Consider the following 15,611-nt stretch of genomic DNA (forward strand, 5'->3'; position numbering starts at 1 on the left):
GCATGATCGCGTGTCATGGCCGGATCCGTGGATGTTCTCGACGGTCTCGACGAGGTGGCGTGGGAGTCGATGACCCACGCGTACGGCGCCGCGACCGACGTGCCGGCGGGCCTGCGCGGGCTCATCGACACCGATCCGGCCGTGCGCGAGGCGGCCCTGGACTTCATGTACGGCTCCGTCCACCACCAGGGCGACATCTACGACAGCACGCTGGCCGCCGTCCCGTTCCTGCTGCGCGTGGTGGCCGACCGGCGCCCTCCGGGACGCGCCGCCGTGGTGGAGCTGCTGGCCGGCATCGGCAACGCGGAACACGGCGGTGCGCTGACCCCGCGGGAGGCGCGGGCCAACGCGGCGGTCGGCGCGGCGTACCCGATCTTCCTCGACCTGCTGACCGACCCCGAGCCGGCGGTCCGCGCGGCGACCTGCACCGCGCTGCTCGCCTGCCGGGACCGCCCCGCCGGGGCCCGCGCCGCGCTGCGGCAACGCTTCGACGAGGAGCCCGACGCCGGTGTCCGCACGGCCGTCGTCGCCGCGGCCGCGGAGCTCGCCCGCCGGGCGGGCGACGGCGCCGCGACCGGAACCTGGCTCGCCGAGGTGCTCCGCGACGACCCGGACCACGGGGTACGCGCCGCCGCGCTGACACAGGCGATCACGCTGACGGAACACGGCGGACCGCCGGTCGAGGTGGAGACCGCGCTCGCCCTGCTGGCACAGCACGGCACCGGCCCGCGGCGGCGCCGGGCCGACCTGGGCGAGCTGGTCATCGGCCTGAGCAACTCGATGGGTGACCGGCTCGGGCAGCGGATGGACCTGCTGGTCGCGCTGCTGCGCTCGCCCGACCGCAGGCGCCGCGAGAGCGGTGTTCCCGCCGCGGGATACCTGGTCAACTGCTGGCGTGCCGACTACGCGCCGCTGGCCGTGCTCGTCGCCGAGGAGGTGACCCGCGGCCGCGCGGCCGCCCGGGCCGGGGCGTACCAGGCGCTCGGGATGATGGACGTACACGCGGCGCCCGCGGCCGACGCGCTCGTCGCCGCGCTGACGGACTCCGACCGGATCGTTCGGGACTCCGCCCGGGACGGCAAGGCGCCGTGGGTCATCGCCTCGGACTCCGGTGCCGTCGTCGGCCCGGCGCTGTCCGCGCTGGCCGGCACCGGCGACCCACGCGCGCTGCCCATGCTCGCCTGGGTGCTCGAGACGGAGGCGGTGCCCCGCGGCATCGGCGCCCTGGTGGGCCGGTACGGCGCCCGCGCCGCCGACCTCGCCCCGCTGATCGTGCGACGCCGGCGGGAGCTGCCCGGCGCCGACCAGCGCCGGTCGGATCTGATCGGCGCGCTGATCCGGATCGGTCCGGCCGCCGCCGCGACCACCGACGACCTGCTCGCCGAGCCGCTGGACCGGGGCGCCATCCGGGCGCTGGGCGGTTTCGGCCCGGCGGCGCGGCGGGCGGAGCAGCGGCTCACGGAGAGCGTCGGCACCGGGCACCGGATCGAGGCGGCCTTCGCCGCCACCGCGATCTGGCGGGTGTGCGGCGACGACAGCGCGGCCCGGCACGTGCTCGACAGGTACGGCGACGACCAGTACGGCAAGCGCGACATGACGTCGCTCATCGCCGCGGTGGGCGCCCCGCTGGCCGACTTCGCGCCGTACCTGCGCGATCTGCTCCGGGACGAGGACTTCTGGGTACGGATGGACGCCGCCCGCGCGCTGTGGTCCGCGGCCGGCGACGCCGAGGACACCCTGCCCGTGCTCGCGTACGGGTGGCGGGAGAGCGCGGACACTCGCCGGGCGACCGCCGAGGTGTTGGCGCGGATGGGACCGTCGGCGGCGCCGGCCCGGCCGCTGCTGCTGGCCGAGCTGCGAGAGCGCCGCCGATGCCTCACCCCGGTCCGCGACGACGAGGAACTTCTGAGCCTGTGCCGCACGGCCCTGGAGGCGAGCGGCTAGCCGCCCGACGAGCTGGTGAGCCCGGAGCCGGTGCTGCCGCGGCCGACGACGTTGGTCTTGACGGTGCCGTTGGACACCTTGCCGGCCGACGGCAGCTTGAAGGCGCGCCGGGCCGCGCCGTCGTTCGCCGGGAAGTAGTCGCCACCGTCCAGCTGCTCGCCCGGCGACAGCCCTCTGGTGTAGTCGGGCGAATGCCAGAGGAAGTACGACGGGCTCCAATCGTTGTCCGCGCAGTACTCCTCGTCGACGATCGCCCCGTCCTCGTCGGCGCAGTAGAACACCTCGTCGGCCGGCTCCTCGTCGCCGGACTCCTCGACGTAGCCGTCGTCGTCGCCGCCGGAGGAGTCGGAGGAGCCGGAGTTGTCGTAGCCCGAGCCTTCGTAGTCGGAGCTGTAGGTATACGTCGGGCTGTCGTCGAAGTCCGAGTCGTCGGAGTACCCGGAGTCGCAGGCGGCTGCGCCACCGGCGGCGAGCGCGAGGAACGCGGCGGTCAGCGCCACGCTCCGGGAGGCCATCCGTCGGGTCATGGCTCTTCGTGCTCCGCCCTCGTCCGTGCCGGGACCGCTCCTGCGGCCCACGATCTTGGCGCATCGTGCCACAGCGCGGCCAGCCGGTGGGGGCAGCTTCCTGCGACCCGGCCGCCCGGCGACGCGCGGCGGTTAGGCTCGGCCCATGGTCGATCTCGTGCTGCGGTCCCGCCGCGTCGTCGCCGCGGGCGGGGAGCGCCCCGCCGCGGTCTCGATCAGCGGGGGCCGGATCGTCGCGGTCGACGACCACGGCGCGACCCTGGAGGCCGCCGAGGACGTCGACCTGGGCGAGCTGGCCCTGCTGCCCGGGCTGGTCGACACCCACGTGCACGTCAACGAGCCCGGCCGCACCGAGTGGGAGGGCTTCGACACGGCGACCCGGGCGGCGGCCGCGGGCGGGGTGACCGCCATCGTGGACATGCCGCTCAACAGCCTGCCGCCGACCGTCGACGCCGCCGCGCTGGCGGTCAAACAGGACGCCGCGCGCGGCCGGATCCACGTCGACGTCGGCTTCTGGGGCGGCGCGATCCCCGGCAACGCCGCCGCGCTGCCGGCCCTGCACGCCGCAGGCGTGTACGGCTTCAAGGCGTTCCTCGCCGACTCCGGCGTCCCCGAGTTCCCGCCGCTGAGCCCCGACCAGCTGGGCGAGGCGCTCGCCGCGGTCGACGCGCAGTTCGTGGTGCACGCCGAGGACCCCGATCACCTGCACACCGCCGCGTCCTCGCCGGCGTACGCGGACTTCCTCGCCTCCCGGCCGCCGGACGCCGAGCACGCGGCGGTCGCGACCGCGATCGAGGCCGCCCGGGTGGCGGGCGCCCGGGTGCACATCCTGCACCTGTCCGCGGCCGGCGCGCTGCCGCTGATCGAGGCGGCCCGGGCCGACGGCCTGCGGGTCACCGCCGAGACCTGCCCGCACTACCTGACCCTGGACGCCGCCGAGATCCCGTCCGGCGCGACCGAGTTCAAGTGCTGCCCGCCGATCCGCGACCGGGCCAACGCCGACCGGCTCTGGGCCGCCCTCGCCGCCGGCCTCATCACCTGCGTCGTCAGCGACCACTCGCCCTGCACGCCCGAGCTCAAGCGCCGGGAGACCGGCGACTTCGCGGCGGCCTGGGGCGGCATCGCGTCCGTGCAGCTCGGCCTGCCGGTGATCTGGACCGCGGCACGGGCCCGCGGGTACACCCTCGCCGACGTGGTGAACTGGATGGCCCGGCGCCCCGCCGACCTGGTCGGGCTCACCGGCAAGGGCCGGATCGCCGTGGGCGCCGACGCCGACCTGGTCGCCTTCGACCCCGAGGCGAGCTTCACCGTCGACCCCGCCGAGCTGCACCACCGCAACCCCGTCACGCCGTACGCGGGCAAGGTCCTGACGGGCGTGGTGCGCACGACCTGGCTGCGCGGACGGGCCGTGACCGGCGACGCGCCCCGCGGCGTCTTTCTGACCCGGGAGGTCTCCTGATGGAAGAGTTCACGCTCCTGCCCGACCTGGCGTCGCGGACGTTCGGCGGCGGCGTGGTGTTCGCCAACGACGAGCTGTTCGCCGCCGCCGACCACCTGGTCGAGCCGGCCGCGCCGGTCTTCGCGCCGAAGACCTTCGGGCTCAAGGGCCAGGTGTACGACGGATGGGAGACCCGGCGGCGCCGCACACCCGGCCACGACACGGCGATCATCCGGCTCGGCGCGCCCGGCGTCGTGCACGGCATCGACATCGACACGGCGTTCTTCACCGGCAACTTCCCGCCGCACGCCTCGGTCGACGGCACCGCGCTACAGGGCTATCCCGACCCGATCCAGCTCGCCGAGGCGCACTGGGTGCCGCTGGTGTCGCACTCGGCGCTCGCCGGCGACAGCCGCAACCTGTTCAACGTCGACTCCCGGCAGCGGTTCACCCACGTGCGGCTGAACATCTACCCGGACGGCGGGGTGGCCCGGCTGCGGGTGCACGGCGAGGTCGTGCCCGACCCGGACCTGCTGCCGAGCGTCTTCGACGTGGCCGCGGCCGAGCACGGCGGCCGGATCGCCGGTTGCAGCAACATGTTCTACGGCCACCCGCAGAACCTCATCCTGCCCGGCCTGGCCGGCTCGATGGGCGACGGCTGGGAGACGTCGCGGCGCCGCGACGACGGCAACGACTGGGTGCTCGTGCAGCTCGCCGTGCCGTCGGTGATCGAGCTGGCCGACCTGGACACCAGCCACTTCAAGGGCAACGCGCCCGGCAGCGCCACGCTGCGCGGCATCGACGCCCGGACCGGGCTGCTCGACGAACCGGGCGACTGGTTCGAGCTGCTGCCCCAGGTGCGGCTCTCGCCGGACACCCGGCACCGCTTCCCGATCCCGGCGGTTCCGACCGCGACCCACGTGCGGCTGGACATCTTCCCGGACGGCGGGATGGCCCGGCTGCGGCTGATCGGGCGCCCGGACGCCGGGGTCCTGCGGGCCCGGTACGAGGCGGTGACGTAGAGAACCGCCCGGCGGCTCCGACCACAGGGTGAAGCATCAAACATCCACGGTGAAGGAGTTGAGGATCATGGCCACGGTGGTCGCGGAGATGTCGATGTCGCTGGACGGGTTCATCGCGAGCCCGCTCGGCGAGGTCGACGAGCTGTTCGGCTGGTACGGCAACGGGCCCGTCGAGGTGCCGACGGTGAACGAGCACCTGACCTTCCGGGTCTCCGAGGCGAGCGCCGGGCACCTGCGGCCGGCGTTCTCGGGTGCGGTCGGTGCCCTGCTCACGGGCCGGCGCAACTTCGACCAGTCGCAGGGCTGGGGCGGCACCCATCCGGTCGGCGCGCCGGTCTTCGTGGTCAGCCACTCGATCCCGGAGGGCTGGCCGCGCGCGGACTCGACGACGACGTTCTACGACGACGCGCTGCGCGCCCTGGAGGCCGCGAAGCGGGCCGCCGGCGACCGGATCGTCGCGGTCTCGACGCCGACGCTGACCCGGCAGTACCTCGACGCGGGCGAGCTGGACGCGATCGTGGTGTCGCTGGTGCCGGTGTTGCTCGGCGCGGGCATCCCGTTCTTCTCCGGCCTGTCGAAGACCCCGGTCCGCCTGGAGGACCCGCTGGTCGTCGAGGGCACCGGCGTCACGCACCTGACCTACCGCGTGCGCAAGTAGCGGGCCCCTACGCCAGCTCGGCGAGCGAGACGTGATCGTCGGCCGGTAGGTCGCCGCCGGCCACCGCGGTGATGAGCAGCTCCGGCATGGTCAGCAGGCCGGACAGGGTCGTCTCCAGCGCGGTGTCGGCGGCGTCGCGGCCGGTGGCTATGCGGATCAGGCTCTGCCGGGGCGCGAGCCGGGTCGCGTCCCACACCGTCCAGCGGCCGTCCAGCGCCGCCTCGGCCACCAGGTGGAAGTCCATCGGGGACAGTCCGGGCGCGTAGACCGCGGCGACCCGGGCGGGCACGTTCAGCGCCCGGCAGAGCGTCGCCACGAGGTGTGCGTAGTCCCGGCAGACCCCGCGCCCGTCGAGCAGCGTCTCCGCCGCGTCGGTGGTCGGCCCGCTGCTGCCAGACTCGTAGCTCAGGTGCTCGAACACCCAGGTGGTGATCGCCCGGACGATGGCGGTGTCGTCGCCGGCCCGGCCGAACATGGCGGCCGCGAAGCCGCCCAGCCGGTCGGACGGGCAGTACCGGCTGGGCCGCAGCGCGACGATCCGCTCGACCTCGGTGACGCCGGCCGGCTCGGTGCCGGACGCGGCGACCTCGGCCGTGTACGTCACCGTCAGCCGGCCGCGGGGCGCCCGGACGAGGTGCAGCCGGCCCGGCAGCTCCACCACATCGACGGTCCCGGCGCCGCCGGTGACCGTGAGGGTCTCGGCGAGCGGCCGGGCGGCGGCGATCCGTAGGACGAGTTCGGCCGGCTCGGTGACGTCGAAGCCGAGGCTCGCGCCGACCTGGGAGTGGGTCATGGCCGCCACGGTATCCGTAGCGAACCGGCTCGGCACAGCGCCGCGGGCGCCGCGGCCGTACCGTGGACGCGTGAGCGACCTGCGCCGACGCTTCGTGGAGCAGATCCAGCGCCACGGCGCCCCGCTGACGCCCCGGCTCGCCGCGGCCTTCGCCGCCGTGGCGCGGGAGTCGTTCGTGCCCACCGGTTTCCAGCGCCGCGACGGGTCCTGGGCCCGGCCCGGCTCGGCCGGCTTCCTCGAGGCCGTCTACCGCGACGACGTGCTGATCACCAAGGTCGACGGCGGCACGCCGGTCAGCTCGTCCAGCCAGCCCTCACTCATGGCCATCATGCTGGACGCGCTGGACGTGCACCCCGGCGACCGGGTCCTGGAGATCGGCGCCGGCACCGGCTACAACGCCGCGCTGCTCACCGTCCTCGGCGCGCTCGTCACCAGCGTGGACGTGCAGGCCGACGTCGCGGACCGGGCCCGGTCCGCGCTGGCCGCGGCGGGGATCGACGGGGTACGGGTGATGGCCGGCGACGGCTACGCGGGCGCGCCGGGCGAGCGCTTCGACCGCGTGATCGTCACCGTCGGCGTCGCCGGGATCTCTCCACACTGGCTGGAGCAGGCACAGCCCGGTCCCGTGGTGGCACCGGTCGAGCACGCCGGCACCCATCCCGTCCTGGCGGTCCGTGGACCGGCCGTCGGCCCGGTGACCGCGACGGTGATCTGCCCGTCCGGCTTCATGAGCGCCGCCGGGCCGCTCACCGCGGGGCATCCCCGCTCGCATCCGGCGCCGGCGCCGTCCGGTGCGCTGGCCGAGGTCGCCGAGGTCGCGCCGCCGCGCTGGGGCGCCGCGCTGGACACGATCGTCTACCGCGACCTCTGGTACGCGGCGGGGGTGTGGAGCGAGCGCGCCACCCACGCCGCGGTGCGCGGACGCGACCAGAGCTGCCTGGTGCTGCTGGACGAGACCGGCACCGGCGGCGCGGCGATCCTGCCCGACGGCTCGGTGCTGGCCGGGGGAGCGCGGGCGGCGGAGTACGGTGCGCTGGCGGTGGAGATCGTCGACCGCTGGGAGGCGGCCGGGCGGCCGCCGATGCAGGCGTGGCGGATCGGCCTGCGGCTCACCGGCGAGGAATCGGCGCCGATCTGGGCGCCGGCGACCTGGACGCTGGGCGGCTAACCGCGCAGGTAGGCAAGGACCGCCAGGACGCGGCGGTTGGTGTCCTCGGCCGGCGGCAGGTCCAGCTTCGCCAGGATGCTGCCGACGTGCTTGCCGACCGCCGCCTCCGTCACGAAGAGCCGCGCGGCGATCGCCGAGTTCGAGTGGCCCTCCGCGACCAGCGCCAGCACCTCGCGCTCGCGGGCGGACAGCGCCGCCAGCGGGTCCCGCGTGCGGCGCAGCAGCCTGCGGACCACCTCCGGGTCGACGACCGTGCCGCCGCCGAGGACGGTGCGCAGGGCGGCCACGAAGTCCTGCACGTCGACGACGCGGTCCTTGAGCAGGTAGCCGACCCGCAGCCCGTCGCCGGTGTCCAGCAGGGCTCCCGCGTACTCCTCCTGCACGTACTGGCTCAGCACGACGACCGCGAGGCCGGGCCGCTCCCGGCGCAGGGTGACCGCCGCGCGCAGGCCCTCGTCGGTGTTGCCGGGCGGCATCCGGATGTCGGTGATCACCAGGTCCGGCCGGTGTTCCGCGGCGGCGGCCAGCAGGGCCGGGCCGTCGCCGACCGCGGCAACCACCTCGAAGCCGAAGCGGGACAGCACCCCGGTCAGGCCCTCGCGCAGCAGCACACCGTCCTCGGCGAGCACCACCCGGGTCAGCTGCGGCACGGCAGCTCCGCCCGGATCAGCGTCGGGCCGCCCTCGGGACTGGCCAGCAGCACCCGCCCGCCGACCGCGGCCACCCGGTCGGCCAGCCCGGTCAGGCCGGTGCCGCCCGCCGGGTCGGCGCCGCCGTGGCCGTCGTCGCGGACCTCCAGCACCAGCATGCCGGCGGTCTGCGCGAGCAGCAGGTCGGCGCGGTTCGCCCCGCTGTGCCGGACCACGTTGGCCAGCGCCTCGGACGCCACGAAGTAGGCGCAGCCCTCGACGTGCGGCGCGGGGCGGGTCATCCCGTCCGCGACCGTGACCGTCACCGGCAGCGGCGACCGGCCGCCGAGCTCGCGCAGCGCGGCGGGCAGCCCCAGGTCGGCCAGCGACTGCGGCCGGATGCCGTGAATCAGGTCCCGCAGCACCACCATCAGCTCCTTCGCCTCGTCGTGGGCCCGCGCCAGCGGTGCCGCCGCCGGCGAGTCTTCCGGCACGTCGAGGCGTGCCATGCCGATCTGCAGCGTAAGGCTGGTCAGCCGGTGCTGTGCGCCGTCGTGCAGGTCCCGTTCGATGCGGCGGCGCTCGGCCTCGAACGCGTCGGCCAGCCGGGCCCGCGACTGCGCCACCTCCCGCAGGGCGGCGCCGTCCCGGTCGCCGAGCAGGGCCCGGGCCGTCGCCGCCTGGCCGGCCGAGATCAGCCCGAGCAGGTGGGCGAGCACCGGGACGAACAGCAGCCCGAAGATCGACAGCGGGATCGCCTCGGCGGTCGAGTTCACCGTGAACACGCCGAACTGCCAGGAGTCGGTGCCGGTTGCCGCGAACAGCGGGCTCACGACGCAGGCGACGTCGATGAGCGCCAGCAGCGCGTACACGCCGTAGACGACCGGGACGACCAGGCCGAGGATGACGGCGTAGAGCACCTCACGCCAGGTGGCCGCCTCGGTGTACCGCAGCCGCAGCCAGCTCACCGGGTTCGGCTCGGCGGCGCGGTGCCCCGAGCGCACCGGGCGCCGGTCGACGAGCGCCAGGCGGCCGCGCTCGACCGCCGCCAGGGGGATCGCGACCAGCGGGCCGAGCCCGGCGAACAGGGCGAGGGCGGTGACCATCAGGAACAGCAGCGGCCCCTCCAGCATCCGGCCGTCGTGCAGCCGCAGGACGGCCACCAGCCACGGCAGGATCAGCGTGCCCACCGCCATCCCGGTCAGCGCGGCGAACGGGCAGGTGGTGATGACGTAGGCCAGCGCCCGCCACGGACCGGCGGTGAGCAGGTAGCGGGCCTGCCAGGGTTCCTCGTTTGTTGACACGGCGTCACGGTAGCCAGCACGAGGCGGTCGATCCCAGCCGTCCACGGCTAGTTCCGGGGTATGCCTGGCACTACCATCCGCCGGCACGCCGCTCCCGCCACGGCCGCCCGTCCGGGTCGTATATCAACCGGTATGCCGGCACCGCCCAGAATCGCTGGTACCAGGGCAGCCGCGTCGTGCGGTGCGGCACGAGCCGCCCCGGTGGGCGCGGTCCCCGTTCCCCGCCGTCGTGCCACTCCCGTACGGCCTCGGCGGTCTCGTCGATCACCCGCAGCGCCGCGGCCGGGTCGACCAGGTCCGTGTCGTCGGCCCTGTCCAGGTGCTCGCGCAGCAGCGCGAGCCGCAGGTCACGGGCGTAGGTGCGGGCGCCGTCGCCGAGCCCGGCCGGATCCGCCGGCGCCCGGTCGTCCGCGGTGCGGTCCAGCACGGCACAGGAGAGCTCGCTGTCGTGCGTCCACGAACGACGGTTGAAGTTGTCGCTGCCGGTGCTCGCCCACACGTCGTCGACGACGCAGACCTTGGCGTGCACGTAGACCGGGGTGCCCTCGCGGTTCTCCACGTCGAAGACGTGCACCCGCTCCGGCGCGGCCCGGCGGCACAGCTCGATGGCCTGCTCGCGGCCGACCTGGTTGGGCGGCAGCGCGAACCGGCCGTCCACGTCCGGGTGCCGGGGCACCACCGCGACCAGGTGCAGCTCCGGGTTGTCGTTGAGCGCGTCCGCGAAGAGCCGGGCGACCTCCGTCGACCACAGGTACTGGTCCTCGAGGTAGATCAGCCTGCGTGCCCGCTTGATGGCCTTGGTGTAGCCGCGGGCGACGCTCCGCTCGCCGAGCCGGGCGAAGCCGTACGGCGGCCGCATCGCCGGGTAGGTGCGCAGCACCTGGATGTCGTGCGGGCCGCACTCGGGCGGGTCCGGTGGCCGCGGCGGCAGGCGGTCGGCGTGCAGGTCGGCGTGGCGCAGCTTGTCCAGCGCCGTGGCGACCGGGCCGTGCTGGTCGAGCGGCACCCGGTCGGTCCAGCGCTCCCGGAACGACAGGTCCAGCGCGCCGACCACCGGGCCGCGCAGCATCAGCTGCACGTCGTGCCAGGGCGGATTCTCGCCGTACGCCGAGGCCATCGCGATCGGCTGGCGGTCGCCGCGGTGGTTCGCGTCGTCGCGCCGGCTGTGGCACAGGTCGATGCCGCCGGCGAAGGCGACGTCCCGCGCGGGCGCGCCGATGTGCCGCAGGACGACAAGCTTCTGGTGATGTGAGCCACCGCGCCGGACCCGCTGGTCGAGCAGCACCTCCCCACCGGCGGCCGCGATGTCCTCGCCGAGGCTGCGGTTCTCCTCCTCGCTGTAGGCCAGCTTGTCGAGATGCGAGCGCCAGAGCAGGCCCTTGACCACGACGCCGCGCCGGGCCGCGGCGGCGAACAGCGCGGCGACGGTCGGCCCGCCGTCGCGCATCTTCTCGTCCGGATCGCCCCGCCAGTCGGTGAAGAACAGGTGGTCGCCGTCGCCGAGCGCCTCCACCTCGGTCACCAGCCGGTCGAAGTACGCGCTGCCGTGGATGAGCGGCTCGACCGCGTTCGCGGGGCACCAGGCGGGTATCCGGGAGTCCGGGTTGCCGCGCTCGTCCGCGGACAGGAACCAGTCCTCCAGTGGCACGGGGCAGCCTCTCCGGGTCGCGGCCTTTCCGGGTCGTCGTAGCCTCACGGTAAGCCGCCCCACGGCCCGCCGCACCCGGAACGGAGCCGGGCCGGATCTCGCCGGTCCGCGGTCGATACCGATCTGTTGCCGCCGAGTGACGGATAGGGGGCAGCGGCGGCTCGATCGCCTCATCCATACTCGTCGTCATGACGGGGGATCCGGGTTTCAGCAGCGCCATCATCGAGGTCCCGCAGGCCGAGGCGGCCGCCGGCACGACCAAGGTCGTCTGGTCGCCGACCCACGGTCCGCTCAACGTCGTGGTGCCGCCGGGCACCGTCGACGGCGCGGTCGTCTGGGTGCAGGGCCCGGCCGGCAACGTGGCGGTCACCGTCCGGGTCTCCTCGCCGTTCTCACCGCCGCCGCCCTTCGCCGGCGTCCCGGCCTCCGGCCCGCCCGCGCCGGGCTACCCGCCTCCCGGCCAGCCGTTCCCGGGCCAGCCCTACCCAGGTCAGCCCTACCCGGGCCAGCCCTATCCCGGTCAGCCGGTCCCGGGCCAGCCGCACACGTTCGCCGGGCCGCCGAAGGCCCCGTCGGGTAACGCCCGGCGCAACTCACTGATCGGCGGCACGCTCGCCGTCGTGCTGGTGCTGGGCTGCTGCGCGGGGGTCCGCTTGATCGGCGGCGGCGACGACGACCGGGCCGGCAAGCGCACCGGCGGCACCTCGACCACGACATCGGCACCCACCCCGGTCAACCCGGAGCAGTACGTGCAGGCCCTGGCGTCCGCCGACACGGCGATCGGCGCGGCCTTCGGCACGCTCAAGACCGCCGACAACGCGGCCTTCGCCAAGGCCGCCCCGGCCGCCGCGGGCACCATCCGCGCCGAGTCCGAGAAGCTGCGCGCGATCGAGGCGCCGTCGGGCGCCGAGACGGCGCACGAGCAGTTGACGCTCGAACTGGGCAGCATGGGCGACATGATCGAGGAGTCGGCCGCGGCGAAGCCGGACTGCCCGGCCGCCTCGCCGTGGAACACGATGCTCCAGTCCGGCTGGGCCGAGGGTGTCCGCGAGGACGCCCGGAAGCTCGCCGTCGCCGACCCGCGCTACGCGTTCGGCAAGTTCCTGCCGGCGGCGCCGAAGGAGACCAACCGGCGCCTGAAGACCGGCAAGATCCTCAAGCGCTCGGGCCCGGGTGGCCGCGGCCACCTGAAGATCAAGAATGGTGACGACGACGCCGCGATCAGCCTGGTGCCGGCCAAGGGCAAGAAGCCGGTCGTCACGGTCTACGTCCGCGGCGGCGGCAGCTACACGGTCAAGGGCGTCCGGGACGGGACCTACCGGATATACAAAGCGTCCGGTGCGGACTGGAACGCGGACAAGAAGGGCTTCACCCGGGACTGCTCGTTCAGCAGGATCGAGGACACGTTCAAATACACCACGACGTCCGTCGCGTACACGATCTGGTCGGTCACGCTCACCCCGGTGCTCGGTGGCAACGCGAAGACGAGCGAGCTGGACCCGGACTCGTTCCCGAACTGAATCTGTCGTTCGCCCTATCCCGGTCGCGGGCCGCCGCCGCTAGCCTTTCCGCTAGCGGCGCCGTGATCGCCGGCCCACGTACGTGTGCGCGAATGCGTGTACTTACGGATGTGCGTACCCCTGCCCGCCTGACAGCGTGATCAACGGACCGCGCCGGGCGGTCCGTTCGGTGGCGGGGGACAGATGACCTGGAACGGGTCCGACGAGAAGCACGATCGCACCGCGATCCGGGAGATCGAGATGGGCGCGCTGCGCCGGGCGCTGTCCCGTTGCGCGCCCGACGCTCGCTGGGTCGTCGCCGAGGTCACGGGCGATCCGGGTATGGGCAAGTCGACGCTCCTGGCCCGCTTCGGTCGGTACGCGGCCGACGCCGGATGGCAGGTCCTGCCCTGGCGGTACGGGCCGGCCGGGCACCCGCAGTCCTGGCAGCCGATCTCCGAGTCCGAACCGCCGGTCGAGCCGTTCGCCGAGGTGCTGCGCTCGGCGGCCGGGCAGCGCCACGTGCTGATCGTCGACGACGTGCACCGGGCCGACCCGGCGTCCGCGCGGCTGCTCGCCGGCCTGCTGCGGCACCCGCCGCTCGGCCCGGTGCTGCTCGTCCTCGCGCACCGGCCGCGGCAGCTCACCGGCGACCTCGCCGCGGCGCTGGCCACGGCAACGGACGCCGGGGTGGTGCGGCGGGTCGCCCTGCGGCCGCTGACCCCGGCCGAGTCGGCGGCCCTGCTGCCGTCGGCGCCGCCGCACCGGCGCTCCGAGCTGCACGAGGCGGCCGCGGGCAACCCGCTCTACCTGCTCGGCTCGGCCGGTACGCCGGGAGCCGTGCCCAAACGCGTCCGGGCCGCCCTCGAGCCGGAGCTGCTCGCCGGCTCGCCGACCGAGCGCCTGGTGGTGTGGGCCGCCGCGGTCGCCGGCGACCCGGCCGACCCGGAACTGATCGCCGCGGTCGCGGAGTGCGAGCCGGCCGCCGTCTACCGCGCGCTGGACCGGATCGCCGCGGACGACCTGCTGCGCCCGGCACCCGCCGGCGCCGGGTTCCGGTTCCGGCACGAGGTGGTGCGCGCCGCCGCCTACGAGTCCGCACCCTCGGGCTGGCGGCTGGCCGCGCACGGCCGGGCCGCCGCGGCGCTGCGCGACCGCGGCGCCGCCGCGGCCGACCGGGCCGGGCACCTCGAGCGCTGCGCCGCGCCGGGCGACGAGGACGCCGTCGCGACGCTGAGCCGGGCCGCCTCCGGCGCGGCCGACCGGGCACCCGCCGACGCGGCACGCTGGCTCACCGTCGCCCTGCGGCTGCTGCCGGCCGGGCCGGCGACCGAGGAGCGGCGGGCCGCCTTGAACCTGCGGTGCGCGCGGGCGCTGGGGCTGGCCGGCCGCCCGGACGAGAGCCGCGCCCGGCTGCACCGGCTGCTCGCCGAGCTGCCGGCCGCCGATGCCGGGCGCCGCGCCGAGGCGGTCGTGCTCGCGGCCCGTGCCGAGCAGCTGCTGGGCCGGCACGCCGAGGCCGACGCGCTGCTGCGCAGCGAACTCCGGGCGACGCGCCCGGAACCGCTCGCCCCGCACCCGGAACCGCACGCCCCCCACGCCGAGCCGTCCGTCAACGCCGAGCCGTCCGGCGGGGCTGAGCCGTCCGGTGCGGCCGAGCCGTCCAGCGAGGCCGAGCCGTCCGGTGTGGCCGGACCGGAAGTGGGGTTGGCCGGGGCCCTCGCCGCGGGCGCGATGCTGCGCGGCGACGCCGTGGCGGCACGGCGCTGGTCCGCCGAGGTCCTCGACCGGGCCGTCGGCGGCGCGCCCCGCGTCGCGGCGTCGGCGATTCACGTGCTGGCCGGCCGCATGACCGGCCCGGCGGACGCCGCCGGCGTGGATGACGCGGCCGCGGCCGGCGCCCTGCTCGACGAGGCGGCCGACCTGGTCGACGCCATGCTCGACGACCGGCTCGTCGCCGTGCTGGAGGCCGCCCGCTGGCTGGCCGAGGCCGAGCTGGTGGCCGGCCGGGCCGGCGACGCCCTGCGGCACGCCGAGCGGATGCTGGCCCTCGCCCGGGGCTCGAACCGGTACGACGTGCTCGCCACGCTGCACGGGATCGCGGGGCGGGCGCGGCTGCTCAGCGGCGACCTGCCGAGCGCCGTCGAGAGCCTGGACCGGGCGGCCGCGGACGCCGGGCGCAGCGGCAGCCCGGCGTGCCGCGCCGAGGCGACGGCCTGCCTCGCCTGGTCGTCGATGTGGCAGGGTGACGCCGCCGCGGCGGCGCGGCTCGCGGCGCGGGCACACGAGCAGGACGGCCCGGTCGCCTCCCGCCTGGTCGGCGGCGGCGCCGCGCTGCGGGCCTGGCGGCTGCTCGGCGACGACGCGAGCGCCGCACACCGCCTCTGCCGCGCCCTCGACTCCGCCGGCGGCGATCCGCTGGTGCGGGTCCGCTGGCTCGAACTGGCCGCACTGACCTGCGCGGAGCGGGGACTCCCGGCGTCCGCCTCGGCCTGCGCCGCGTCGGCCCGGCAGCTCGCGGCGGGGACGCCGGACCACCGGATCCGGGGGTACGCGGCGCTGGCCGAGGCGCGTGCGCTGCACGGCACGGATCCGCAGGCCGCGGCCGACGCGGCCCGGCTCGCCGCCGACCTGCTCGCCGGTGCGGGCGACGCGCTCGGCGCCCGCGAGGCCCGGCTGCGGCTGGACGCCGCCCTGTCGGAGGTGGGCGACGGCGCCAAGGACGGTGGGCTGGCCGCGCTGACCGCGCGGGAGACCGAGGTCGTCACCCTGGTCGCCGAGGGGCTGACCAACAAGGAGATCGCCCACCGGCTCTTCCTCAGCCCCGGCACGGTGTCGATACACGTCGGCCGGGTCTACGCCAAGCTCGGCGTCACGCGCCGCGCCGCGGCCGCCGCCCGGCTGGTCGGTGCCGGACTCGCCGGGCCGGCCCGGACACCCGGGCGCGAGCCGGTGCGGCCCGGGTGATCCGCCGGCGCGGT

12 protein-coding genes are annotated in these 15,611 nt (G+C 75.6%); 7 read left to right on the forward strand and 5 right to left on the reverse strand.

All coding sequences use genetic code 11. The features are described 5' to 3' along the window. Nucleotides 1-15: 15 nt before the first annotated feature. Nucleotides 16-1,944 (forward strand): HEAT repeat domain-containing protein, encoded by a 1,929-nt coding sequence (locus BJ971_RS08440; RefSeq protein WP_184991359.1) that lies wholly within the window; start codon nucleotides 16-18, stop codon nucleotides 1,942-1,944. On the opposite strand, the gene BJ971_RS08445 is transcribed toward BJ971_RS08440, so the two are convergent. Beyond that, entirely contained in the window at nucleotides 1,941-2,471 is a 531-nt protein-coding gene (locus tag BJ971_RS08445) for a hypothetical protein (protein WP_184999368.1), read from the reverse strand. The genes BJ971_RS08440 and BJ971_RS08445 overlap by 4 nt on opposite strands. Nucleotides 2,472-2,616: 145 nt before the next feature. Here BJ971_RS08445 and allB point away from each other — a divergent pair, with 145 nt between their 5' ends. The 3 genes from allB to BJ971_RS08460 all read left to right on the forward strand — a co-directional run bounded on the left by allB (nucleotide 2,617) and on the right by BJ971_RS08460 (nucleotide 5,589). After that, on the forward strand, nucleotides 2,617-3,930 hold the full coding sequence (gene allB / locus BJ971_RS08450) for an allantoinase AllB (RefSeq protein WP_184991361.1): 1,314 nt from the start codon (nucleotides 2,617-2,619) through the stop codon (nucleotides 3,928-3,930). Continuing rightward, nucleotides 3,930-4,931, forward strand: coding sequence for an allantoicase (alc, locus tag BJ971_RS08455; protein ID WP_184991363.1), 1,002 nt, complete (start codon nucleotides 3,930-3,932; stop codon nucleotides 4,929-4,931). Before allB ends, alc begins: the two co-directional genes overlap by 1 nt. Nucleotides 4,932-4,998: 67 nt before the next feature. After that, complete coding sequence (locus BJ971_RS08460; protein ID WP_184991365.1) at nucleotides 4,999-5,589, forward strand: dihydrofolate reductase family protein; 591 nt, start codon at nucleotides 4,999-5,001, stop codon at nucleotides 5,587-5,589. A 7-nt stretch (nucleotides 5,590-5,596) separates the two neighbouring features. Here the strand turns inward: BJ971_RS08460 and BJ971_RS08465 are convergent, their stop codons facing one another. After that, complete coding sequence (locus BJ971_RS08465) at nucleotides 5,597-6,382, reverse strand: transglutaminase-like domain-containing protein (RefSeq protein WP_184991367.1); 786 nt, start codon at nucleotides 6,380-6,382, stop codon at nucleotides 5,597-5,599. Nucleotides 6,383-6,452: 70 nt separating this feature from the next. Between BJ971_RS08465 and BJ971_RS08470 the strand changes: the two genes are divergently transcribed. Beyond that, entirely contained in the window at nucleotides 6,453-7,550 is a 1,098-nt protein-coding gene (locus tag BJ971_RS08470; protein ID WP_184991369.1) for a methyltransferase domain-containing protein, read from the forward strand. Here the strand turns inward: BJ971_RS08470 and BJ971_RS08475 are convergent. The 3 genes from BJ971_RS08475 to BJ971_RS08485 form a co-directional block, all read right to left on the reverse strand. Continuing rightward, entirely contained in the window at nucleotides 7,547-8,200 is a 654-nt protein-coding gene (locus tag BJ971_RS08475) for a response regulator (protein ID WP_184991371.1), read from the reverse strand. The two genes, BJ971_RS08470 and BJ971_RS08475, sit on opposite strands and share 4 nt — an antisense overlap. Next, nucleotides 8,188-9,483 carry a sensor histidine kinase gene (locus tag BJ971_RS08480; protein ID WP_239087326.1) on the reverse strand — a complete coding sequence of 432 codons (1,296 nt, stop codon included), beginning with the start codon at nucleotides 9,481-9,483 and terminating at the stop codon, nucleotides 8,188-8,190. Before BJ971_RS08480 ends, BJ971_RS08475 begins: the two co-directional genes overlap by 13 nt. Nucleotides 9,484-9,553: 70 nt before the next feature. Further along, a complete protein-coding gene (locus BJ971_RS08485; protein WP_184991373.1) occupies nucleotides 9,554-11,131 on the reverse strand; it encodes a phospholipase D family protein in 1,578 nt (525 codons plus the stop codon). Nucleotides 11,132-11,319: 188 nt separating this feature from the next. Here BJ971_RS08485 and BJ971_RS08490 point away from each other — a divergent pair, with 188 nt between their 5' ends. Together BJ971_RS08490 and BJ971_RS08495 are read left to right on the forward strand one after the other, a co-directional pair. Then, complete coding sequence (locus BJ971_RS08490) at nucleotides 11,320-12,651, forward strand: hypothetical protein (RefSeq protein ID WP_184991375.1); 1,332 nt, start codon at nucleotides 11,320-11,322, stop codon at nucleotides 12,649-12,651. 183 nt (nucleotides 12,652-12,834) lie between these two features. Further along, the gene (locus BJ971_RS08495) at nucleotides 12,835-15,597 is read left to right on the forward strand and encodes a helix-turn-helix transcriptional regulator (protein WP_184991377.1); all 2,763 of its coding nucleotides are present in this window, start codon (nucleotides 12,835-12,837) and stop codon (nucleotides 15,595-15,597) included. The last annotated feature ends 14 nt before the right edge of the window (nucleotides 15,598-15,611 follow it).

This window comes from Amorphoplanes digitatis (assembly GCF_014205335.1).
GTDB classification, from domain to species: domain Bacteria; phylum Actinomycetota; class Actinomycetes; order Mycobacteriales; family Micromonosporaceae; genus Actinoplanes; species Actinoplanes digitatus.